Source organism: Cytobacillus sp. NJ13, assembly GCA_030348385.1.
Taxonomy (GTDB): Bacteria; Bacillota; Bacilli; order Bacillales; family Cytobacillaceae; genus Cytobacillus.
In genome coordinates, this window is the sequence record JAUCFP010000006.1 from 2650418 (window position 1) to 2672507 (window position 22090).

21 protein-coding genes and 1 pseudogene are annotated in these 22090 nt (G+C 45.9%); 8 read left to right on the forward strand and 14 right to left on the reverse strand.

Annotated features, from left to right (window positions below; genetic code table 11):
* Positions 1 to 244: 244 nt before the first annotated feature.
* A complete protein-coding gene (locus QUF73_12980; protein ID MDM5227121.1) occupies positions 245 to 616 on the reverse strand; it encodes a hypothetical protein in 372 nt (123 codons plus the stop codon).
* Between the two features lie 259 nt (positions 617 to 875).
* On the opposite strand from QUF73_12980, the pseudogene QUF73_12985 reads away from it, so the two are divergent.
* A pseudogene (locus QUF73_12985) lies at positions 876 to 1010 on the forward strand (DUF3949 domain-containing protein).
* Between the two features lie 159 nt (positions 1011 to 1169).
* Here the strand turns inward: QUF73_12985 and QUF73_12990 are convergent.
* A complete protein-coding gene (locus tag QUF73_12990; GenBank protein ID MDM5227122.1) occupies positions 1170 to 2783 on the reverse strand; it encodes an acyl-CoA dehydrogenase family protein in 1614 nt (537 codons plus the stop codon).
* Positions 2784 to 2875: 92 nt separating this feature from the next.
* Here QUF73_12990 and QUF73_12995 point away from each other — a divergent pair, with 92 nt between their 5' ends.
* From QUF73_12995 to QUF73_13005, 3 genes are all read left to right on the forward strand, one after another.
* On the forward strand, positions 2876 to 3265 hold the full coding sequence (locus QUF73_12995; GenBank protein MDM5227123.1) for a MerR family DNA-binding protein: 390 nt from the start codon (positions 2876 to 2878) through the stop codon (positions 3263 to 3265).
* A 30-nt stretch (positions 3266 to 3295) separates the two neighbouring features.
* The gene (locus tag QUF73_13000; GenBank protein ID MDM5227124.1) at positions 3296 to 4780 is read left to right on the forward strand and encodes an AMP-binding protein; all 1485 of its coding nucleotides are present in this window, start codon (positions 3296 to 3298) and stop codon (positions 4778 to 4780) included.
* A 952-nt stretch (positions 4781 to 5732) separates the two neighbouring features.
* Positions 5733 to 6611 (forward strand): aminoglycoside 6-adenylyltransferase, encoded by an 879-nt coding sequence (locus tag QUF73_13005; GenBank protein ID MDM5227125.1) that lies wholly within the window; start codon positions 5733 to 5735, stop codon positions 6609 to 6611.
* A gap of 28 nt (positions 6612 to 6639) precedes the next feature.
* On the opposite strand, the gene QUF73_13010 is transcribed toward QUF73_13005, so the two are convergent.
* Positions 6640 to 7947, reverse strand: coding sequence for a uracil/xanthine transporter (locus QUF73_13010; GenBank protein ID MDM5227126.1), 1308 nt, complete (start codon positions 7945 to 7947; stop codon positions 6640 to 6642).
* A gap of 356 nt (positions 7948 to 8303) precedes the next feature.
* Positions 8304 to 9530, reverse strand: a complete 1227-nt coding sequence (locus QUF73_13015; GenBank protein ID MDM5227127.1) for a DUF819 family protein — start codon at positions 9528 to 9530, stop codon at positions 8304 to 8306.
* A 206-nt stretch (positions 9531 to 9736) separates the two neighbouring features.
* Between QUF73_13015 and QUF73_13020 the strand changes: the two genes are divergently transcribed.
* Together QUF73_13020 and QUF73_13025 are read left to right on the forward strand one after the other, a co-directional pair.
* Positions 9737 to 10426: an ABC transporter ATP-binding protein gene (locus QUF73_13020; protein ID MDM5227128.1), complete on the forward strand. Its 690-nt coding sequence runs from the start codon at positions 9737 to 9739 to the stop codon at positions 10424 to 10426.
* Positions 10423 to 11760, forward strand: coding sequence for an ABC transporter permease (locus QUF73_13025; protein MDM5227129.1), 1338 nt, complete (start codon positions 10423 to 10425; stop codon positions 11758 to 11760). The genes QUF73_13020 and QUF73_13025 overlap by 4 nt, the downstream gene beginning before the upstream one ends.
* 40 nt (positions 11761 to 11800) lie before the next feature.
* On the opposite strand, the gene QUF73_13030 is transcribed toward QUF73_13025, so the two are convergent.
* From QUF73_13030 to QUF73_13045, 4 genes are all read right to left on the reverse strand, one after another.
* Positions 11801 to 12253, reverse strand: a complete 453-nt coding sequence (locus QUF73_13030; protein MDM5227130.1) for an SRPBCC family protein — start codon at positions 12251 to 12253, stop codon at positions 11801 to 11803.
* Positions 12250 to 12594 carry a MerR family transcriptional regulator gene (locus tag QUF73_13035; GenBank protein ID MDM5227131.1) on the reverse strand — a complete coding sequence of 115 codons (345 nt, stop codon included), beginning with the start codon at positions 12592 to 12594 and terminating at the stop codon, positions 12250 to 12252. Before QUF73_13035 ends, QUF73_13030 begins: the two co-directional genes overlap by 4 nt.
* A gap of 94 nt (positions 12595 to 12688) precedes the next feature.
* The gene (locus QUF73_13040; protein ID MDM5227132.1) at positions 12689 to 13162 is read right to left on the reverse strand and encodes an alpha/beta hydrolase-fold protein; all 474 of its coding nucleotides are present in this window, start codon (positions 13160 to 13162) and stop codon (positions 12689 to 12691) included.
* A gap of 39 nt (positions 13163 to 13201) precedes the next feature.
* Positions 13202 to 13933 carry a DUF1836 domain-containing protein gene (locus QUF73_13045; GenBank protein MDM5227133.1) on the reverse strand — a complete coding sequence of 244 codons (732 nt, stop codon included), beginning with the start codon at positions 13931 to 13933 and terminating at the stop codon, positions 13202 to 13204.
* 178 nt (positions 13934 to 14111) lie between these two features.
* Here QUF73_13045 and htpX point away from each other — a divergent pair, with 178 nt between their 5' ends.
* The gene (gene htpX, locus QUF73_13050; GenBank protein MDM5227134.1) at positions 14112 to 14993 is read left to right on the forward strand and encodes a protease HtpX; all 882 of its coding nucleotides are present in this window, start codon (positions 14112 to 14114) and stop codon (positions 14991 to 14993) included.
* Between the two features lie 149 nt (positions 14994 to 15142).
* Here htpX and QUF73_13055 read toward each other — a convergent pair whose 3' ends face one another.
* The 6 genes from QUF73_13055 to kynU all read right to left on the reverse strand — a co-directional run bounded on the left by QUF73_13055 (position 15143) and on the right by kynU (position 21283).
* A complete protein-coding gene (locus tag QUF73_13055; GenBank protein MDM5227135.1) occupies positions 15143 to 15730 on the reverse strand; it encodes an SAM-dependent methyltransferase in 588 nt (195 codons plus the stop codon).
* Positions 15731 to 15802: 72 nt separating this feature from the next.
* Entirely contained in the window at positions 15803 to 16639 is an 837-nt protein-coding gene (locus QUF73_13060) for an STAS domain-containing protein (GenBank protein ID MDM5227136.1), read from the reverse strand.
* Between the two features lie 199 nt (positions 16640 to 16838).
* A complete protein-coding gene (locus QUF73_13065; protein ID MDM5227137.1) occupies positions 16839 to 18182 on the reverse strand; it encodes a sodium-dependent transporter in 1344 nt (447 codons plus the stop codon).
* 80 nt (positions 18183 to 18262) lie between these two features.
* The gene (gene kynA, locus QUF73_13070) at positions 18263 to 19117 is read right to left on the reverse strand and encodes a tryptophan 2,3-dioxygenase (protein MDM5227138.1); all 855 of its coding nucleotides are present in this window, start codon (positions 19115 to 19117) and stop codon (positions 18263 to 18265) included.
* A gap of 271 nt (positions 19118 to 19388) precedes the next feature.
* Entirely contained in the window at positions 19389 to 20018 is a 630-nt protein-coding gene (gene kynB / locus QUF73_13075; GenBank protein ID MDM5227139.1) for an arylformamidase, read from the reverse strand.
* A complete protein-coding gene (gene kynU / locus QUF73_13080) occupies positions 20015 to 21283 on the reverse strand; it encodes a kynureninase (GenBank protein MDM5227140.1) in 1269 nt (422 codons plus the stop codon). The genes kynB and kynU overlap by 4 nt, the downstream gene beginning before the upstream one ends.
* Positions 21284 to 21400: 117 nt before the next feature.
* Between kynU and QUF73_13085 the strand changes: the two genes are divergently transcribed.
* Entirely contained in the window at positions 21401 to 22018 is a 618-nt protein-coding gene (locus tag QUF73_13085; protein ID MDM5227141.1) for a TetR/AcrR family transcriptional regulator, read from the forward strand.
* Positions 22019 to 22090: the final 72 nt, after the last annotated feature.

Genomic DNA, 22090 nt, shown 5'->3' on the forward strand with positions numbered 1-22090 from the left:
GCGATGTATCGCTGCCGAAGCTTTCCTTGTCCTGATTTCTGAGTGATTTGGCTTATGACCCCGAGCTGCTCAAAGCATCATTCTCCGAATCATGCTCCTCGCAAGTAATTCATGGGAGCAAATTCATGATGAATACTGGCTAGGCGCTGCAGCTAGACATTGAAAAATGTTAGAAAGTACTTTCTGTTTATTACGATACACCTTTACGCAGCGTGAAGGTCAAACACTTTTTATAAAAAAATGATTAATCCAGCTTTTTAATCAGGAGAGCTGCGGTCGTCCTGGAAATTCTGCATCCTTCCAGGTCCGACTCCTTAATCAATCCCAGATCCATAGCGGATTTTATTTTCCCTTCATCAGGCCGCTTTTGAATCAGGTCGAGAAGATTCAGCTCCTCCAGTTTGCTGACAGTTGGAGCGGGATCGAATTTTTCTGTCCTTCTAATCTGCCTCTGCAATTTGTAGCTGTCAATCTTCACTTCTCCTTTTTCATTCTGTCCCACTGCTGTATCGAAATATTGGTGGAACATATCTTTGAGTTTATCGAGTTCGGCTTCCATATCCTTTTTCCTGCGGTTCAGCTCATCAAAACGGACCAGCATCTCTTTTGTAATCATGTGTGGATCGCCTCTTTTCTTGGATGATATTTCATCTTATTTTGGAAGCGGGAGATTTATGCATAAAAGCAGAACATATGTTCGAAAATACAAATACAAAAGATTTGATTTAAAATGGAATTTATCAGGAGAGGACATGATCCTTTTAAACATTTTTTGGGGAATACTCGTACTATATGTATTGCTCTCTCTCCTGATCCTTCCGATGCAATACCGCTTTTTAACCGCTTTATAAAAAGAAGAAGCCAAAAATAAAGCGAAGGAGAAAAGACAGGGAGATATGTATGACAATATGAGAGCAGGCGAGCTGGTTCTGCATGAGAACATTCAGGGAAACCCGGTCTTTTTTCTGGCTAATTTCCTGGCATCGGTTATCTACCGCTTTAAGCATTGACCGGTTTCGCGGATAAAACTTGGATTTCGCGGTTATATTGGGATTTTCGCGGATATATTTATTTTTTCGCAGTTATATGGAAAATTTCGAGTATATTTGGAAATCTTCGAGATTAAGTTACTATAAATAGCCTGGCGGGCTTCCGCCAGGCATCTCTTTTTACAGCAATTCCTCCAGCGCAATTTTCTGATACGCTTTAAAAAAGGAATCACAGTACATATCCCACTCTTCAGCCGCTTCCATGGAAGCTTCGCTGACTTCCCCGCACACCGGGCGCTGCAGAAGGTCAGTCAGCTGCCCGGCAAATCGATCAATCGTTTCCTGAGAAGCACCCTCCAGCACGTTTGCCACAAAATCAGCTGGTGGATACCAGTCTGTCACTCTCTGAATATCACGGTAAATTTGCGTCAGCAGCAGATTGCGCGGACCTTCCCACTGTTCATTGACGACAATATCACGGAAAATGCGCGGCAGTGAGGAGAATTCCTCCATGACACCATGGCCGGCAAAGACGGAGATGGCATCGTGCAGCACCTCTGCTCCTTCTTTCGTTGCACAGATTTTCTGCAGAAGCACAAGCTCCCTCAGGTTAAACAGCTGTTTTCTCAGTTCAATTGGCTGATCAACAGGAATACCGGCATTCAGCGGCTGATCAAGAAGCAGGAATTGATGATAGATTTTAAAAGCGCCTGCCGCTGTGCGGTGTGCAGCATTTTCAATTTTCTTCAGTGTTCTCGCTGATAGCGGGTAATCTTTTACCTTTTTGCCAAAAACAGTCCGGAAATCGCCATAGAGACTGGCTTCACGTGCTGCCCGGAGCATGAATCCTGCGCAGGCAATGCCGATTTCAAGGCGGGATAGTGTCAGGACGATGCCGACTGCAACGGCCACCCCTTTTCCTCCCGGGCCAACCGGGTAAGCAAGAGCCCCATTATACTGGAATTCCCCTGTCGGCAGCTCGGCCGTGCCCATTTTCCACTTGATCCGGTTGATTTCATACCCATTGCGTTTTTCTTTTTCCTTATCCCCCGGCAGCCATGACGGAACGATGAATGTCGATACTTTATCAGTGCCGGAAATTTTCGCGGTGACTACCGAATAGTCGGCATGGGCAACCGAACAGAAAAATTTATTCCCGTAGAGGCGATAGTTTTTTCCATCGGGAACGGCCTCAAGCACATTGGCAGGCAAATCCGATCCTCCCTGGATTTCTGTCATGAATTGGGCACCGATCGCAAAGTCTCCATTTAGCCCCTCTTTCGTATGCTGTAAAATTTCTTCCAGCTCCGGAATATTTTCATTCGGATATTGTTCAAGGAGTGCAATTAATCCAATCGTGCATGTCAGCGGACAGGCGACACCAGCTTCCCCCAGCTGATGAATCAGCATCCGCTTTGCAAAACTTTCCCAGGCTGGCATTTTGCTTGAAAAGAGACCCGTACCGAACACTTCTTTTTCCAGCTGATGCGTTTCCATTGGACGGACGACACGGTCAATGCGGTGATTGAAGGCATCAAAATGAAGCATATACGGACGGACATCCGGCCTTGCTGCTTTCTCAGCAAGGGTGTTCCATTTGGAAGAAACAGCAGGAGAAAAATGCTGCAGCTCATTATGTATCTGTTCATATTGTGAGCCTGCATATTTCTTTAAGGCCTTTTGCAGAAATAGATCATCCTTATACCAATCCAGATCGCTGCGCTTCTCTAAAAATTCATCAAATGTGTATGAATTCTTTCCTCTAATCTGCTGGCCCTGGGAAGTTATTGTCATGGAAAAATCACTCCTTTTATGATTGACAAATGCTAATTTTCAGAATTATTATAAAACTAAGATAACGTTAACGTCAACTAGGAGGATACATAATGACAGAAGAAAAGGTTTTTACCATCAGCGAGCTTGCGACGATGTTTGACATCAGCTCAAGGACGATCCGCTATTACGAGGAAATTGGCATGCTGATTTCGGAAAACCGGGACAGCCTGACCAAGCAGCGCACCTATACGAATCGTGAGCGCCGGCGCCTGAAGATGATTCTGCGCGGAAAAAAGCTCGGCTTCAGCCTTCAGGAAATCAAGGAGATGATTGATCTTTATGAATTAAATCCGGAAGGTGAAGCGGAAAAAAGCAGGATTATTGCATTCGCTGACAGCAAGCTAAAGGAAATTGAAGAGCAGATCATGCAGCTGCAAATGCTGCGGGAAGACATTCTGACTTACAAAGAAAAGTATGAAAACAGCCGGGTGAAAACATAAAATTATTCATTTTAAAAGGGGCTGATTGGAGTGGGAGCAACGATTCATGGAGTATTGGAGAGAAACGCAAGGAAGTTTCCGGAAAAAGACGCCTTTATTACGGCGTCGAATCGCCTTACATACGGAGACATGAACCTTACATGCAACAGACTGGCACGATATCTTCAGGATGAAGGTATCCGGCGGGGCGACCGGATTGCAGTGATGTCGCGGAATAATGAGCACTTCTTTTTTGCTTTTTTTGCCTGCATGAAGATCGGCGCCATTCCGATGCCGATAAATATCCGTCTGACACCGAAGGAATTGGGGGCTATTTTTCAAAATGCCCATGCCGTTGGGGTTCTGTATGAGGATGAGCTTGCTGAACCGGTGACGGCGTTAAAAGAGAATTTGAATTTCTATTTTTCGATTCAGGATGCGGTTGAGGCTTCTGCTCATTTTTCTGACGGCAATCTCGATGTGCCCATTGATTCGCGGGATGTCTGCGAGATTCTTTTTACATCCGGAACAACCGGAGTCCCAAAAGGAGTTGTGTTTAGCCATGAACGCATTCTTGCTATTGCCGCCGCGGTTTCGGTTAATTTCAGCTTGTCGCATAGTGATTCCATGCTTACCCTGATGCCTCTCTCCCACTCTGCTCCATTAAATACTTTCTTCATGAGCGGGTTTTACTGCGGCGCATCTCATGTGATCGGCGACTTTACGCCAAAAGGGTTCCTGAATTGGATTCAACAGGAAAAAACGACCTTCTCTTTTGCGGCACCGGTCGCCTATTTGCTTGCGGCCAAGGATCCGGATTTAGCTTCTTATGATTTATCCAGCATGCGTGTTTTTTCATATGGCGGCGGCCCGCTGGCACTGGCCTCCTATCATCATGTAAAAAAAGCATTTCAGAACGAAAACTTCTATCAGGTTTACGGGCTGACGGAAGCGGGACCGAATGGAATTTTATTATATCCGGAAGAGCATCTGGAAAAGGCCGGAAGCATCGGCAAAAATCCGACGGTTAATATGGAAATCCGGGTCGTCCGTCCGGATGGCACCGATACCACTCCGAATGAATACGGCGAGATTCTTCTCACAGGAGACAGCCTCATGCTGGGATATGATAATAATGCGGATGAAACGAATGCCGTATTGAAAGATGGCTGGCTCCATACCGGGGACATTGCCTATCGGGATGAGGATGGCTACTTTTACATTGTGGACCGAAAAAAGGATGTCATCATTTCTGGCGGCGTCAACATTTATCCGCGTGAAGTCGAAGAAGTACTCGCGAAGCATGACGCGGTTTTGGAATCTTGTGTGGTCGGTGTGCCGCATGAAGAATGGGGTGAAACCGTTAAAGCTGTCGTCGTGCTGAAGGGAGATGCTTCAGAGGAGGAATTGCGCGCATTTGCTGCTGAACATCTGGCTGAGTTTAAGTGTCCTCGGATTTATTCCTTTGTGGATGAACTGCCGCGGAATGCGAGCGGGAAGATTTTGAAGCAGCAAGTGAAATTGGTGCATGCATAATTGTATGGGGAATCAGGTGCTTGGGAAGACGCCTGGTTCTTTTTAATGTATGAAGGTTTTATTGGTACCTATTTCTCTGAATCTGATGGCTTTTTCAGCTGCATGAAAACGTCATGACGACCTTTTTTCTGGCCCTGGTTCCTTATTAGGCCTATGAAGACTTCATGACGGCCATTTTTCTGGCTCTGGTGCCTTTTTCGGCTTCATGGAGGCTTCATGACGACCATTTTTCTGGCTCTGGCTTCTTTTTCGGCTTCATGAATGCTTTATGGCGACCATTTTTCTGGCTCTGGCTCCTTTTTCGGCTTCATGGAGGGTTCATGACGACCATTTTTCTGGCTCTGGTGCCTTTTTCGGCTTCATGAAGGCTTCATGACGACCATTTTTCTGGCTCTGGCTCCTTTTTCGGCTTCATGAAGGCTTCATGACGACCATTTTTCTGGCTCTGGCTCCTTTTTCGGCTTCACAATGGCTTCAAATTATTCTCAAGGAATAACGACGAAAAGGGAGATCCATCATGAAGAATGATCGTTAATCCGTGCTATTAACGACCAAACAAGAGATATACCATGAAATATAGGAGTTAATCCAAATCATTAACGACCAAATGAGAGATGCCTCATAAATTATGGGAGTTATTCCGAATCATTAACGACCAAACAAGAGATACACCATGAAAAATGGGAGTTAATCCAAATCATTAACGGCCAAATGAGAGATGCCTCATAAAAAATGGGAGTTAATCCGAGTCATTAGCGACCAAATGAGAGATACAACATGAAAAACGGGAGTTATTCCCAATCATTATAGACCTTATGAGGGGTGCAGCAGAAATACTGAAGCCTTTCCCTCCCACTCAGTTGCCCTTTTTTCAGGTTTATGATAGAAATAGCAGGAATTCCCCCTTAAAAAAAGTATCTTAATAGTATAACCGAACGACCCAGGAGGCCATATGAAGTCAAGAACCGAGACCGAGTTGATGAGTCTGATTTTATCAACAGCACGTGGAGATGAGCGGGTGCGCGCGGTTATTCTGAATGGCTCGCGCGCGAATCCGAATGTGCGGAAGGATATGTTTCAGGATTACGATATTGTGTACATAGTTAGGGAAATGGAGTCCTTTACCTGTGATCATAGCTGGGTGGATGTGTTTGGCGAGCGGGTTATGATGCAGATGCCGGAGGAGAAGGTGCTGCCGCCTGCCGATGGGCACGGCCGCTTCCCCTATCTGATGCAGTTTATGGACGGGAATCGGATTGATCTGACTTTGATTCCTGCTGAAATGATGGATGAGCTGCTGGAGCCCGACAGCCTGAGTGTGCTGCTTCTGGATAAGGATGGATTGATTGGGTCCATTCCGCCAGCCAGTGATCGGGATTATCTCATCAAGAAGCCGGATGCTCAGGAGTTTGCGGATCTCTGCAATGAGTTTTGGTGGATTACAATGAATATCAGCAAGGGGCTTTGGCGCCGGGAGCTGACTTACGCAATGTTTATGTATGAGCAGATCAACCGCAATGTGCTGATAACAATACTGGAATGGAAGGTCGGCATCGCAGCCGATTTTACAAAGAGCGCAGGCAAAGCCGGCAAATATCTGCCCGATTTTCTTCCTGCCGAGGACTGGGAGCAGTTCGAGGCCACCTACTCGGACTCCGAATTTGAACATATTTGGGAAGCCCTTTTTACGATGTGCTCCCTTTTCAGAAAAACGGCCGTCGAGGTCGCGGAGAAACTGGGCTTCGAGTACCCATTTGAAGATGATAAGCGTGTAACAGCTTTTTTAAAGCATGTCCGCATCCTGCCTCCCGATGCATCATCCATCTATTAAAAAAATCCCCTTCAAACAGGGGATTTTTCTAGTTATTCTTCAATTCGAGCTGTTCGAACGCAGACCAGTTCACCATTTTTTCAAGAAGAATGGAGATCAGGACGCCCATGAGAAGCCCGTTGGATAAGAATGGCTGAATTAAAACCGGCAATTCTGCGAACACCGTAGCCGGTGTATTCATCAAGCTGATGCCGATCAGGACGGGTGCGGCTAAACGAAAGATGGTGTCTGAGTTGAACACTTTTCCGCTTAAGCTGTTGAATGCAGTCCCGAACAGCTGAAGATACGCGACAAACAGCACGGCGTTCCCGACTGTTACCGGCATGCCGGCCAGCCATGAACCCAGGTGCGGGATCAGTCCAATGACCGTCAACAGCGCACCCCCAATAAAGAAAGGGGTCCTCATTAATATTCGCGTACTCTGCAGGAATCCAATCGATGAGGTAAACGGCGTATAAGGCACGAGGCCAAACCCGCTTCCAATCACCGTGAATACCGCGGTGATAAAAATGGAGCCGCGGTACTCGCGCTTCCCGGATTCTTTTTTAAATAATCGGTCACTGGAACTAATCGAAGCGACTGTATTACTCAGGTTCATTAGACTGGCAAAAAAGGCGACTGCCACAATTCCTATTTCAAGGTTAGGCTGTCCCAGCGGAAACAGTGTAAAGCTCACATCTCCGGACGCTGTCCCCTGCACCGCTTCACCGGCAAACAGAAGATCATAGCCGATCCATCCTGCCAGCAACCCGATTAAAATAGAAAAATTGCTTATGATAGCGTTCCCTTTTAATTTTAATAAACTCACAAAAATGACGAGTGCAAAGGAATAAAGGGTGATGGGAACATCAATGGTGCCCTGTTCACTGACCTTCATCATGCCTTTGAAAAAGATGAAAATCAGCTGGAAGGTTAATAGGAACAGATAAACCGACATCACCATCGGGCTGAATATCGATTTTAGCAGAGAGATGCCGTTGAAGGCTGCTAAAATCAGTGTGACAGCTGAAGCGAGCAGCACGCCTGTCGCAATTCCGCCCCCGATTTCCGTATAGCTCATGCCAAGGGACGACGCCGACAGGCCAAGGTTTAAGATGACTCCCCACAGCAAGCCGGAATGGCCTTCCATAAGCGGATAGCGATGCCCTTTCCAGCCTTGAAAAATGGTCGCCAGTCCCGTAAATATTAGCGATGCTCTCAGCATCATCGCAATCGTTTCTCCCGGAAGCCCGAAGACTGTTCCAACCGAAATCGGGACCATCACTGTATTGGCAAAAATAAAAAATAGCCATTGAACAGAAGAAAATATCGTTACGGTACCAAACCGTTTATCCAAGGTATCAACACCGCTTTCTATTATTTCGTTACTCTAAAAATAAACCAGCTATTATTATAGTACAAATCGTGAAAAATTTCTTTGGATTTTTCTTGAAGAAAGTTGGAATTTGGGAGAAAGAGGAGCTGGAGCCCGGAATAACTGCGGCTGACCAATATATTGGAAATTTGACCGAAATAATAAAAAGCTGGCCGATAAAGTGAAATTTTGACCGATATATCCATTAATTGACCGAAATACTAGAGAGGCTGACCGATATTTTCAATAAATGTCCAAAATACTAGAGATGTTAACCGATATAACGGGAATGCAAAATAGGAAAAGCCCGCAAAATCCAACGCGGGCCCCCCTCCATTTTACATAAACCCGGAAAACCACAGTCCGAGTACGGTTCCGACATAGTTGCCGATGATATAGCCTAGTGTTCCGACAACGAGTATCGGTCCGATCAGATCCTTCCAGCCTTTGGCGATGGCCATGGCGGCAGCGGTGGTCGGGCCGCCGACATTGGCATTGCTGGCCAAAAGGATTTCTTCAAGGTCATATTTTAATAGTTTGCCTGCAGTTAAAGATACGGTCAGGTTCACTACGACGATAATGAACACAAACACCAGCAGCAGCGGGGCATTTTCGATAATCAGAGGGATCGATGCCGGGATGCCGATCACGACAAAGAACAGGTAAATCAGGAATGTGCCTATTTCCTGGCTTCCGTTAATAGTCTCGAAGTATCTCGGGAACATGGCCAGAGCAAGAAACGTCAGAGTGGTCAGCATCAAATACTTGTCTCCAAACAGCCCATTTACGAGATTGATAAAGAAAGAAACGTCATCCCCGGAAGGAATGGCTGCGTCCAGGAATTCAGCGATTTTAAAAGAAACAATCACAAGCAAAAAGGCTGTTCCAACGGATAACGCGATATCCTTTAAGGAGATGTCCTTCCGCTTCCAAAAGCTTTCCGCAAGTGTCTTCCCCTCTTCTCCTATACTGCCGCTTTCCACCTGGTCTACATGCGGCGTTTTAAACCGGCGCCGGAAAAAACCAATGGCTGGTACCATCATCAAAACGACGAAATAAATCGCCATCATTAAATTATCGGCGACAACTGCGGCGGAAACCATTTCTCCAGGCGTCTCGAATTTTGCCGCCATTGCAGCGAAGTTTACTCCGCCGCCAATATAGGACGCGCTGAGCATCGCACCAAGTTTATCAAGGACAGGTATATGATCTTTCAGCAAGAAGAAGCTGATGATCACCCCTGCCACTGTCCCGATGGAGCTGATTAGAAAGATAATCAGCAGCCGGCCGCTTTCCTGCCAGATTCTATTAATCTTCACATGAAAAAGAAGCAATGGGATCGCAAGCGGAATGATAAAAGTCCAGACTGCATCGTAAACAGGCGATGCTGTCGGAATAATGCCGGTATTGGATAGAATGATGGCGCCAATCAGGGCAACAATCGCTCCTGAAATTTTTGCTGCCCAGCTGTATCGCTGCTCCAGATAGATGCTTGCCGAAGCCCACACCACAATAATTCCCCATAGGGTTACATAATCATCGGCTTTAATAAGTGTCTGCTCCAATAGCATTTCCTCCTTTTTACAGTATCACTACTACTCATATTAGCCCTATCTCTTTTAAAATTCAAAATATTCAAATCGTCGTGAAGCAGTTTCGACAAAATTCGGGTGGTGCCTGTCACCAAAATTTTCTTTTTACTTTTTTGAAGCCGAAAGTGCTGTTTCGTACGTCTAGATTGCAGACACTTTTTTAGAAGGAAGGTTATTGCGTGATAGAAGTTAGAGAATTAAGCCATGCTTTTGAGATTGGCAAAAAAGAAAAGAAGACGGTTATACCTGTATTGGAGGATGTTTCTTTTTCAGTGGAAAAAGGCGAGATTGTCACGATTGTGGGCAGGAGCGGATCCGGAAAGTCGACGCTTTTGAATATCATCAGCGGTTTTATTAAGCCAAAGCATGGAGAGGTCTGGATTCATGGTGAAAAGGTCAGTGACTATAACGAAGGCAAATTCGCTAATTTCCGCCTGGCGAATCTCGGATTCATTTTCCAGAGCTTTCAGCTGATTCCGAGCATGACGGCTTACCAAAATGTCGAGCTCCCTCTCATTCTCAAAGGAGTGGCTGAAAAGGAAAGACAGCAGAAGACGGAAGAGACGTTAAAGCGGGTAGGTCTTATCGAATATAAAGATCATTATCCAAGTGAGCTTTCCGGCGGGCAGCAGCAGCGGGTCAGCATCGCCCGGGCGCTTGTCGTGAATCCTCCCCTCATTCTGGCTGATGAACCGACAGGCAGCCTGGACAGCGAAACAGAAAATGAGCTGCTGCAGTTCATTCAAGAGCTGAACCGCGATCTGGGCATTACGTTTCTGATTATTACGCACGACGAAAAGGTGGCAGCCATCGGCCATAAGACAATTGAAATCACAGATGGAAGGGTTATGGAGGGTGTGTTGGCATGAATTTAAAAGATCAATTCAGATTTGTAAGGCAAAATATGAAAAAGAATAAAACAAGGCTGTTTATGACGATTTTAGCCACAGCGATTGGATGTACCTTTCTGATTGTGCTGGCATCGGTCGGATTCGGGCTTCATAAATCGATCATCCAGGATGTAATGGAAGACAGCCTCGTAACGGAAATCCAGGTTCACGGCAAGGAAGCGGGCGAAGGAAATTTCCAGGGCATCAAAGATGAAGATATCAAACATTTTCAAGAAATCACCGGGGTAAAAGCAGTCACCCGCAGGCAATCTCTGCAGCAAAGCCCGATCTTTAAAACAGAGGATTATTCCGCTCAATCAGAAGCCGTTTCGGCCTATTTTCCGGAAGAAGTGAAAGCAGGATTCGAACTTTCTGAAGGTAGACTCCCGGAAAAAGAGAATGAAGTGGTGGTTGGCTCCTCCTTTGCGGAAGGTCTGTCTCTGGAGCCGAAAGAAGGAGAAAACGCCTTTAATGAGGACGGATCTATAAAAGAAGAATATGCCTACAAGGGTGAGTTAGTCGGTAAGACGATTGAAATGGAAGTGGTCAAAATGGAGGATGGCAAAGAAATCAAACAGTCCATTCCCCTTACCATAACCGGGGTCACGAAGAAGCCTTCTAAAGAGTGGATGCAGATCCGCACGGTCTTCATTTCCGAAGACATCTTTAAAGAAGTCGAAGCTTTCACCGGCACACCTGGCGGAAACCCGGAGCTGATTGAAGGAACGCCCGAGGATACTGGAAGGATTTACGACACTGTCAGCCTTTACGCTGAAGATGTCGAGGCTGTCACAGGTATCAATGACCAATTGAAAGACGGCAATTATATGGTTTATTCCATTGTGAACGAGATGAAGCAGATCAATATGGTTTTTACGATTCTAAAAATCGGCCTTCTCTTCATCGGAACCATTGCTTTGATCATTGCCTCCATCGGAATTTATAATACGATGACGATGGCTGTTACGGAGCGCGCCCCCGATATCGGGATCATGAAAGCGATCGGCGCCCATCCGAAAACGATTAAGCGGATCTTTGTCCTTGAAAGCAGCTATATCGGTCTGCTTGGCGCTCTGTTTGGCACGATTGTTGCATATGGAATCAGCTATGCGGTCAACCTGGCCCTTCCTCTCGTGCTGGAAAGAGTATTTGAGGAAGCTCCGCCTGAGGGCCTCATGCTTTCCTACATTCCTTGGTCCCTGACACTGATCAGTGTGGCGATTTGTCTGACAGTCACCATCTTCTCCGGCTGGCGTCCGGCCAAGCGCGCGACACAAGTGGATGTGCTTAAAGCGATGAGACGGGAAGTTTAATAGATAAAACATCGCTGGTCTAAGCCGGCGATGTTTTTTTTTATAGCTTGAATGCTTCTTCGCGAACCTTCTGCAAAAATTCCTCAACCACTTTCAGGTTGTTTTTATTGCCGCCAAGCTTCAGCATGGCCCTTCCAACGAAGTTGCCCCCTTTATTTTCCCCTTCATAAATAAACCTGGTGTGGGAGTCATCGATTTTGACCAGCGTAAATGCGAGGGTGATTTCAAAGGCCTTTCCCAATACAAAATGGATCTGCTTATGCTTTTTATCCTCTGTATCCTCATAAGCCAGTGTTTCGACAATATAAGTCTCCAGGCGATTGCCTTCTCTGTAGGTTTGCCTGTGCTTTGCCCCTGCTTCATTTTCCCTTTTTTCGATCAGGGTGTGCTCTTCGACCTTGGGCATGATTTTCTTTATGTGCTGGTCGGAAAACAAGCTCCATACCTTTTCAATATTCCTTTCAATCATGATTTCTTCTTTCCATTGAATCACGATTCTTCCTCCTTCCCCGATTCCAAAAAGGCATCGATTTCTTCCATTTGACCTTGAAGCTCTTCCATCTGCTTCTCGATCAGCTTTCTTTTTTGCAGCAGCAATGCTTCAAGATTGGCGAAAGATTCATCCTCCATAACGGAAATCATTTCCTGAATGGTAAAGCCTAATCTTCTAAGTTTTATTAAAAGGATAGCCAAAAAGCAGCTGCCGTCATCGTAATACCGGTAATTATTATTGGGGTCAATAAAAGCGGGCTCCAGCAGCTTCACTTCCGCGTAATATCGCAATGTTTCCTTCGTTAACCCGGTCATTTCCGCAAACTCGCTAATCTTGTACATCGCTTCCTCCCTTATATCTTAAACTGTGGGGTGCACCACACAGTCAATCCATTATTTTCAGTGTACATGAAAAAAGCCTTAACGGCATTGTCCGTTAAGGCCTCTGGGTCATTATGGGCTCAGCACAAATCAATGCACGGCTTAAAGCGGCAGGCACGACAGAAATATGGTTTTCCCCCTCGGCGATATCCAGCATGATATCAAGCCGCGAATCTTCCAGGCGGGTTAAACGCTCTGCCAGCTCTTTTACATCCTCCACCATGAATCGTTTTTCCTGAGCTCCGGCTGAAAAATAGATTTTAAGATTGCCATCTCTCAATCGGTCTATGCATTCCGATTCCAGCTCCAGAATACATTGCTGATTCCACCAAATTGAGGGGCTGCTGATCATATAGCTATGAAAAGCTTCCTGCTTTGTAAAAAGCGCATGCAAGCCAAACAGTCCGACTAAGGAATGGCCGAAGAAGAGGTGCCTAGCGGGATCAGCCTCAAACGTATTATTCACCTTCGGCTCCAGTTCCTGTTCCATAAAATGCAGGAACTTTTCCGCTCCCCCGCTCTTTGCCATGGCTCCCCATCCGCCCTCTAGTGGCGATGCTTTCCTGACTTACCCATTTAAAAATAAGGTAGCTGTTACATATTTCTTTGTCAGCGACTTGTAGTAGGCCGATAAAACCGTCAGTGAAGCCGTTACAAGAATATTGGAAACGATGTCTTTCTGCTGATCAGTAAAATCCTGAAAACTCTCCAATGTTTTCAATGCTTCTTTTTTGATGCATTGTTCTGTCTGATCGTGCATGCTTTTTTCGGCACCATTGTGCTGATGAGCTTTTTCAAAAATGGACGCGTAGGCAGAATAAAAAGGGATCGGCTCAATCAGGTCGTCTGTGCGGTCATCCAGATCATTAAAAAGGAGAGCAAGAATTTTCCGGATCGAATCGAAGTCAAGGGTCGCTTTCAGATCCTCCACCATAAAAAGCATGGCAGCCTGGTCGGCCGAATATTTCTTGCCGAGCTGCGGACTGCCAATCAGGTCCTTCACATCCCGCTTCACCCAGTTTTGCACGGCAGTCGAAGATAGATGGGTAAATTCGATCTGGTTTCCCAGTGCAACAATTTCATTGAGGGAAAAGCCGATTTTCTGCAAATCTGCCCGCAGCAATTTTTCAAATATAGCCGGCATTTTGGTATCCAGAAAAGACTCCGTTGATATTCCTTTCTTTTCGTGAGCGGCCGCCCATGCCTGCTGGAGGATTTGTTTGGGGGAATGCCGCCCTTCCCCCTTCAGCGACAGAAGGAAATCAGCCATGCTTTTCCTCGATAGCTGGAATAATTCCAAGATAATCAGCCCCTGCGTTCTCTTTTCGATGCTTTCATCCTAATGGTTTCAATGATAACAGTCAATGTCTATTTCCTTACCGCCTAGTTTTTACTTGTCATTTTAATTAAAAAATTGTATTATATAGTCAGATGACAAGTTCATATGAACTCAAAAAAATAGATTAAAGGGTGAGGAAATGGGTAAACGTATTTTTTACTTTTTATTGACGAACGTGCTTGTTCTATTGACGATCAGTATTATTTTCTCGCTGATTGGCGGAGGTAATTACATCAATGCCCAGGGCGGCATTGATTTCGGCGCATTGCTTGTTGTCAGTGCCGTGATTGGTTTCACGGGCTCCTTCATTTCTCTGTGGATGTCCCGCTGGATGGCCAAGAGAATGATGAATGTCCAGGTGCTTGATCCAAATGGTGCCCTTTCAGCAGCTGAACGCGAGATCGTGGAAAAAGTTCACCGCCTATCAAGAGCAGCAGGCTTAACACATATGCCTGAAGTGGGAATCTACCATTCCCCTGAAGTGAACGCATTTGCAACGGGTCCTACGAAAAAACGCTCTCTTGTGGCGGTTTCAACTGGATTGCTGCAGGAAATGGATGACGATGCCATTGAAGGTGTCATCGCCCATGAAGTCGCCCATATTGCCAATGGAGACATGGTCACCATGACCCTTCTCCAGGGGGTTGTCAACACATTCGTTGTCTTCCTTGCACGAATTGCAGCCTGGGTGGCATCCCGTTTTGTGAGAGAAGAAATGGCGCCGATTGTACACTTTATAGCAGTAATCGTGTTCCAAATCGCCTTTTCGATTCTTGGAAGCCTTGTGGTCTTTGCCTACTCCCGCCACCGCGAGTTCCATGCGGACCGCGGAGGTGCTGACCTTGCCGGCAAAGACAAAATGACACATGCCCTGCAGATGCTGAAGGCCTACTCCAGCCGCATCAAAGGTGAAGAACAGACAGCAATCTCCACTTTGAAAATTAATAACAGAAGCAAAGCTTCCTTGTTCTCGACACATCCTGATTTGGATGAGCGTATTAGACGTTTGAGTGCGAAGTAAGCAGTAACGGGAAAGGGTGCCCTCGCGGGGGCACCCTTTTCATATTCTTTCCCCTCCAACTCTCTGAAAATTGTTTGCCCCTCCATTATCCGGGTAATCTCCTAATAGACAGCTAAGGGAATTCCCCACCCAATATGGCTGAGGGTTTTTCAATCAAACGTTTGATTGAACCGATAGACCAAAAAACGCTCATTTTCATTGCCATCGAGGACCACCTCTTTTATCAGCTCAAATGGGGTGCTGTTTTCCAGATAAAAAATATAATCTTCTGAAGGGTAATATAAAATGATGTCTATTTTGCGCGGGTTCTTTTCGGCTGAGCGCAGGATGCTGTTGACGACTTTCATGAAAATCTGCACCGAAAACGGATTGAAAAAGTAAAAGTGGCTGTCCTGCGGTGTTATTTCATACTCCTGAGCCAGGATGCACTGAAAGCTGATTCTGTCTTTTTCCCCTTTGTAAGTCTGCAGATTTTCAATGGCCATACGGTAAAAGCCCTCACTCATCTCCACGCCGGCAGCATATGCCCGAAATGTATGGTGAATATAAAAAGGCAGCCGGCCTTTGCCGCAGCCGAAATCCACCAGCCGGTCGCCGCTTTTTAGCCCGTATTCGCTGAACAGTTTTTCCAGACCGTGATATGGAGTGGGCTCATAGCGATGGTAGTGGAAAGATTTATGGAATCCTATTTGGTCACCGCTTGTATGAATGTTGAGCATTTCATCAAAACTTTTCATGCTGGTTCCTCCGCTAAAAAATGCCTGCCGCCACCCAAATTGGACAGCACCAGGCATTGTTATATGAAGTATTTATTTCGCTTCATTCACTAGATATTCTTTTAATGTCTGCTGCAATGTTCCCTTTGTTTCCGCCTGATTCTCGAATGATACACCAGCGTGGATCATTTTACGGACAAGTTCAGCACGCAGGCCTGTAAGGACCGCGTCGCATCCCATCATTTTGATGCCGCTCAGGATCTTTTTGAAGTGAACAATAACGTCAATTTCCATATCGGCTATTCCGGAAAGGTCCATAATTAAAGTTTGGATTTTTATGGATGAGATATCCATCAGAACTTTCTCTTCAATCGTCTGAATCCGGTAAGAATCAATCATGCCAATCAGCGGCAGTACAGCGACAGAAGTGCTGACTGGAATAATCGGAACCGACAAATGCTCAACCAGTTTGCGCTGTGATTTAAGCATTTCATCTTTATAATCAGAGTAGCTGATGAAGAAGTTATTCAAAAATTGGTCAACATGATCATTGACTTCCTTTTCCATATTATAAAAGTCATCACCTACGGTCTGCTGCCCTTTGATTTTGTCAAACTGGTATAAAAAGTACCACACAGTGCGCCGGATGGCCTGTACCCATTCCAGCTTAAATGACAGCGTCAGGGAATGCTCCGCCCAGGCAACGCCTTCCTGTCTGGCAAAAGCAATCAGCTCTTCTTCTTTGTTTTCGGCCACATATAAAGCCAATTTCTCGGCATTTTTTAAAAGATCGATATTGCCTCTCTGGAGGATTTCATTGATTTTAGAGGCTACATTTACAGCCTCGGATAATAATTTTATCTGAAAATTCTCACGATTAACGACAATAAACCCTGCTATATCCTTGGTTTCCTTGTAAGTTGCTTCCATTTTAAGCACCCGCCCCTTTGTTTTACATACTATACACTTTTTTTTCTATCGCGAAAAATCCTTCTCTTGAACTTAAATATGGAAGAGATCATCATCATGCTTCCAGACCCCTAACTTTTTATACCCTTTCTAATTTACCCTTAAACCTTTAATTTGATTTTTTTATAACGAAAAAAAGCGCCGGAATTGGCGCTTCTTTTTAAAAAATCCCGGATGTGCTGATAAACACAACAACAATCGTAGCAGGAACCAGTACTTTCATCAGGATACTCCAGGCTGTGTACATGGCTGGCGAAAGATTGCTGCCGAGCTGGAATTCCTCTTTTACAAGCTGTTTGTCCATTCTAAAAGTAATAAATAGGGCAATCAGCAGGCAGCCTAGCGGAAGCAGGATGTTGCTGACCAGGTAATCGGTTGCATCAAAAATATTTTTCCCAAAAATGGTGAAGTCCCCAAGCAGGCTGAACGACAGCGCCGCAGGAATTCCGGCGGCAAACATGACAATTCCGGAAATCCAGGAGATTTTTTTCCGGGAATGCTTTCCGTTCTCGATGAATGCAGACACGATGATTTCCAGCATGCTGAACGATGATGTCAAAGTGGCAAATAAGAAAAGCAGCAGGAAGATCGCCAGGAACATTTCCCCTAGTGGGATCTGTGAAAAGACGGCCGGCAGGACCATGAACAGAAGCCCCGGGCCTTCCGTCGGTTCAAATCCGAATGCAAACACAACCGGAAAAATCGCCAATCCTGCCAAAACAGAGATAATAATGTTCATGATGACAACAGAGCCCGCTGAATTTGGGATGCTGACTTTTTTATCCAGATACGAGCTGTAAGTGACCATGCATGAAAAGCCGACAGCCAGTGCAAAGAATGACTGACCCAATGCATAAAGGGCAGATTCCCCTGTGATTTTGCTGAAGTCCGGGTTCAGGAAGAACTTGACTCCTTCCATTGCTCCATCCAGTGTCAGTGCGCGTACCACAAGCACGATAAAAAAGATGAATAATAGCGGCATCATATATTTGCTTGCAGCTTCAATCCCGTTTTGGATTCCGAATGTGATGACCACAATGTTAATAAGCAGAAAAGCTGCCAGCCCCATTAGAGTCCAGCTTGGCGTGGATGTGATCATGCCAAACAGTTCCGGATAGGCTGCACCTGGAGTGATGATTTGGCCGCCAATCGACAGGACTGTATAAATCAGCACCCAGCCCCCAACAACCGAATAAAAACTCAGCAGCAGGAAGCAGCCGACAACGCCCAGCTTGCCGGTAATGGTCCACGGACTGTTTGGCGCCAGTTTATAATAGGCAGACACCGCTTCTTTTTGTGCCCCGCGCCCGATAATAAATTCTGAAATGAGCATCGGAAGACCAATCAGAATCGTAAATACGATAAACATCAGCAAAAAGGCACCCCCGCCGCTCGTTCCGGCCACATACGGGAACTTCCAGATCGCTCCCAGGCCAATCGCGGCACCGGCCGAGGACATGATAAAGCCGAATTTAGATGACCATTGCTCTCGATTTGTACTCATAGTACCCCCCTGTTCTCTATTTTTATGTATGGCCCGATTCAGGAAGGCTTTCGGGCCCCGATTCCCCTTTTAATCCTGGATTACAGCTCTGTGCGGATATCCCAAAGTTCAGGGAAGAAGCGCTGATCCAATACTTTCTTCAAATAACCGACACCGGATGAACCGCCTGTTCCCATCTTGAAGCCGATGATCCGTTCCACTGTTTTCATATGGCGGAAGCGCCACTGCTGAAGCCAATCTTCGATATCCACAAGTTTTTCCGCAAGCTCGTATAACTCCCAGTACTTTTCAGGATTTTTATACACAGTCATCCAGGCTGCGCGGACAGAATCATTTTCTTTGTATGTTCTGGTTACATCTCTGTTCAGAATGTCTTCATCGACTGGCAGGCCTGCTTTGTGAAGCGCGCGGATGGCTACATCGTATAGGCCCGGCTTTTCGAACGCTTCCGTTAACTTAGCATGCAGCTCAGGATCTTTTTGGTAGATTTTCAGAACATGCTCAGTTTTATAGCCTAACGCAAATTCTACCATACGATACTGGTAGGATTGGAAGCCAGATGCCTGGCCAAGTGAATCGCGGAACTCCATATACTCGGACGGCGTCAATGTTGACAGCACATCCCATGCCTGAATAATCTGCGATTGCGTCTTTGAAACGCGCGCCAATCGCTTCTGTGCCGTGGATAAATCATTGTTTTCAATCGATTCGATAGCTGCACCCATTTCATGAAGAATCAGCTTCATCCACAGCTCGCTCACCTGGTGGATGACGATAAACAGCATCTCATCATGATGTCCGGAAAGCCTGTTTTGCGCGGAAAGGATTTTGTCGAGCTGCAGATATTCGCCGTATGTCATGTTGTTGGTGAAATCTGTGTGGATGCTCTTTTCAGAGGTTGTCGCGTTTACGTCCTGGTGTTTTTCGTTGCTCATGTTATGTCCTCCTTGAGTTTGGTTGTTGCCGTTCTCGATTCGGCCTGGTTCTGAGGCCTGGTATATCAGCAGCTGACCGATATATTGGAAATCTGACCGATACTATCATGTGATTGACCGATATAATGAAATTTTGAATGATATATTATTTTTTTGACCGATATACCTGCTGCGATTTGCGGCTGAACTTCATTTGGCCGGTAAATCCCGCATTTCGGCCGGTATTTTATAGAAATTGGCCGGTAATTGTACAATTTGGCCGGTATTTCCTTCAAATCGGCCGAATAACCGCCCGCACCGGGCTGCCGTCTCCGTCTTTTATCGGGAGCGGCAAGGCAATTAGTTCGTAATTTCCTTCTTCTACCTCATCCAGCATAATATTTTCCAGAATATGAATGCCATTTCGATATAAAGCATGGTGTGTTTCCATCTCTTTGCTGTCGAGCGCATCGACGGATGGCACATCCACTCCGATCAGGCGAACCCCTTTACTGCCAAGGAAGTCGGCCATATCTGGCGTCAGTTCAGGGATCCGATTCGGAAACACTTCCGAATTATTCGGAACCGCGGTCCTAAGCAGGACACGTTCCACACCTTCGAGATCAAATCCGTTCAGAACTTCTGAATCCACCGTTTCATAGGCAGATACATCAATCACACGCGCCGGCCCGATATACAGCTCGATGTCCAGGTCCAAGATCTTTTCGCCTTCGTCATTAAAATGGAACGGCGCATCGACATGGGTGCCGGTATGCAGGCTGGTCGTAATCCTGCCGATATTGACAGAGCCGGTTTGTTCTTTTGTAAAAGCTGTTTCATAGCTGAATGGCGTATCACCGGGCCAATGGGCGATGCCGCTCGTGAGCGGCTGTGAGATATCAATCCAGCCTTTTTTCATCATGCAACGACTCCCCGCTTATTTTCATATTGTTTGTATTTTTCCTCTTCCATGATGCCTTTTAAAATTTGCACCGTTTTCCACACTTCTTCATATGTGTTATACAAAGCAACCGGCGCCAGGCGGATTCCGTTTGGCGCGCGGAAATCCGGGATGACTCCCTCTGCCTTCAGCGCCTTGCAGATCCGCGCCGCTTCCGGGTGCTCCAGATAAATATGGCCGCCGCGCTTCTTCTCATCAAGCGGGTTGCTCAGGATAAATCCGTGTCCGTCAAGTTCATGCTGAATCAGCTCAATCATATAGCCAGTCAGTTTAAGAGATTTTTCCCTGATTTTTTCCATGCCAGCTTCATTAAACATGCTGAGTGACCCAATAATTGGCGCCATGCTAAAGATATTCGGCGTACCGATCTGATATGCGCCTGCATCTTCTGCTGCTGTCAGCTCATGTTCCATATCAAACTGCTTATCCTTGCGGGAGCTGAACCAGCCGGCAAGTCCCGGCACCCGGCCAAAATGGCGCTTGTTCACATACAATCCGCCCGTCGAGCCAGGTCCGCCATTCAGATGCTTATAGTTGCACCAGAACGCGAAATCCACATCCCAATCACTCAGGGAATGCGGGACAGATCCAACCGAATGGCATAGATCAAAGCCAATCTCAATCCCGCGCTTATGCGCTTCTGCAGTCAAATACTCCATATCCAGCACCTGGCCGCTTCGGTATAAAACACCTGGCAGGACAATCAGCGCGATTTCATCTGTCATCGCCTCGACAATGTCTTCTTCCCTCAGCGTATGGCCATCCGCGCTTTTCACCTGGACAAGATGCTCTTCAGGATCAAAGCCCTTCAGCTTAACCTGGCTTTGCAGCGCATAAATATCACTTGGAAAATTCAGTTCATCTGCCAGTATCTTCGTTCTTTTTCCTTCCGGCTTATAAAAAGTCGAGACAAGCTGGTGCAGGTTAACGGTTGTGGAACCGCTTACAATAACTTCCTCCGGATTTGCTCCCACGATTGGCGCCAATTCTTTTCCGAGTTTTTCAGAAAGATAGAACCAGGGATTGTCCCCTTCTGTCCAGCCGTCAATAGCATGGTGCTTCCAGGAATCCAGCAGTTCGAGGAGTGACTTTTCCGCACGTTTTGAAAGCAGTCCAAGTGAATTGCCATCCAGATAAATTCCATCTTCTTTTATATAAAACTCTTCCCGGTAGGACAGATCATTCCGTGCATCCATTCCGATTGCATACTCTCGTGTAATATCCATTGATTTCCAACCTTTCAGAATATTTATTATTTACGAAAATTATATTGTTTGATTGACACTATGTCAATGATATAATGTCAGTATAGTTGTCAGAAACTGAACGAAGGAATGAAATAAATGAAGAACCCGATCGATCAATTGCCGGCAAGGCAGCAGCAGGCCCTGAAAACACGCCAAAAGCTTCTCCAGGCCGGAAAAGATGTTTTTCTCGAAAACGGCTTCCAAAAAGCAACCATCTCCCAAGTGATCAAAAAAGCAAACACAGGCTACGGCACGGCGTACGTCTATTTTAAAAATAAAGATGAGCTTTTCATTACCTTAATGGAAGATCTCATGAACCAATTTTACGAAGTGGCAGAGATGCCCTTTAAGCCGCAGGCCAAAGAAGAGGCCTATGAAAATATTAAGAAGCAGGTCAGGATGTTCCTGCAGCTCGCGCTCGACGAACGGGATATGATGAAGATTGTTAAAGAGGCGATCGGTGTTTCGCCTGAAATCAACCACAAATGGTATATGATCCGCGAGCGCTTCATTGAACGGATTTTGGTCGATATCCGCTACGCCCAGGCGCAAAAGCTCGCCAAAGAACGCCTCGATCCAGCTCTTACTGCGAGGGGCTGGTTCTATTCGAATGAAATGTTCATGTGGGAGCTTGTGATGAATAAGGATAAGTATATGTTGGATGATGTAATTGTGAATTTGACGAGCATGTATACGGGCGGACTGTACGAATAAAGATATATGTGCCTCTTTTCAATTATATGTGCTACTTCCTATTCCGCCGTCTGTTTTAAAGATCAAAAAAGG

Excerpts from the sequence above, each read along its gene's own strand:
- QUF73_12995 (MDM5227123.1), top strand. The coding sequence starts at position 2,876 with ATGACAGAAGAAAAGGTTTTTACCATCAGCGAGCTTGCGACGATGTTT.
- kynB (MDM5227139.1), bottom strand. The coding sequence starts at position 20,018 with ATGATGAAAAAAGGCTGGATTGATATCTCACAGCCGCTCACGAGCGGC.
- QUF73_12980 (MDM5227121.1), bottom strand. The coding sequence starts at position 616 with ATGATTACAAAAGAGATGCTGGTCCGTTTTGATGAGCTGAACCGCAGG.
- QUF73_13055 (MDM5227135.1), bottom strand. The coding sequence starts at position 15,730 with ATGAAAAGTTTTGATGAAATGCTCAACATTCATACAAGCGGTGACCAA.
- QUF73_13040 (MDM5227132.1), bottom strand. The coding sequence starts at position 13,162 with ATGGCAAAGAGCGGGGGAGCGGAAAAGTTCCTGCATTTTATGGAACAG.
- QUF73_13005 (MDM5227125.1), top strand. The coding sequence starts at position 5,733 with ATGAAGTCAAGAACCGAGACCGAGTTGATGAGTCTGATTTTATCAACA.
- QUF73_12990 (MDM5227122.1), bottom strand. The coding sequence starts at position 2,783 with ATGACAATAACTTCCCAGGGCCAGCAGATTAGAGGAAAGAATTCATAC.
- QUF73_13025 (MDM5227129.1), top strand. The coding sequence starts at position 10,423 with ATGAATTTAAAAGATCAATTCAGATTTGTAAGGCAAAATATGAAAAAG.
- htpX (MDM5227134.1), top strand. The coding sequence starts at position 14,112 with ATGGGTAAACGTATTTTTTACTTTTTATTGACGAACGTGCTTGTTCTA.
- QUF73_13035 (MDM5227131.1), bottom strand. The coding sequence starts at position 12,594 with ATGTACAAGATTAGCGAGTTTGCGGAAATGACCGGGTTAACGAAGGAA.
- QUF73_13060 (MDM5227136.1), bottom strand. The coding sequence starts at position 16,639 with ATGGAAGCAACTTACAAGGAAACCAAGGATATAGCAGGGTTTATTGTC.
- kynA (MDM5227138.1), bottom strand. The coding sequence starts at position 19,117 with ATGAGCAACGAAAAACACCAGGACGTAAACGCGACAACCTCTGAAAAG.
- QUF73_13065 (MDM5227137.1), bottom strand. The coding sequence starts at position 18,182 with ATGAGTACAAATCGAGAGCAATGGTCATCTAAATTCGGCTTTATCATG.
- kynU (MDM5227140.1), bottom strand. The coding sequence starts at position 21,283 with ATGGATATTACACGAGAGTATGCAATCGGAATGGATGCACGGAATGAT.
- QUF73_13085 (MDM5227141.1), top strand. The coding sequence starts at position 21,401 with ATGAAGAACCCGATCGATCAATTGCCGGCAAGGCAGCAGCAGGCCCTG.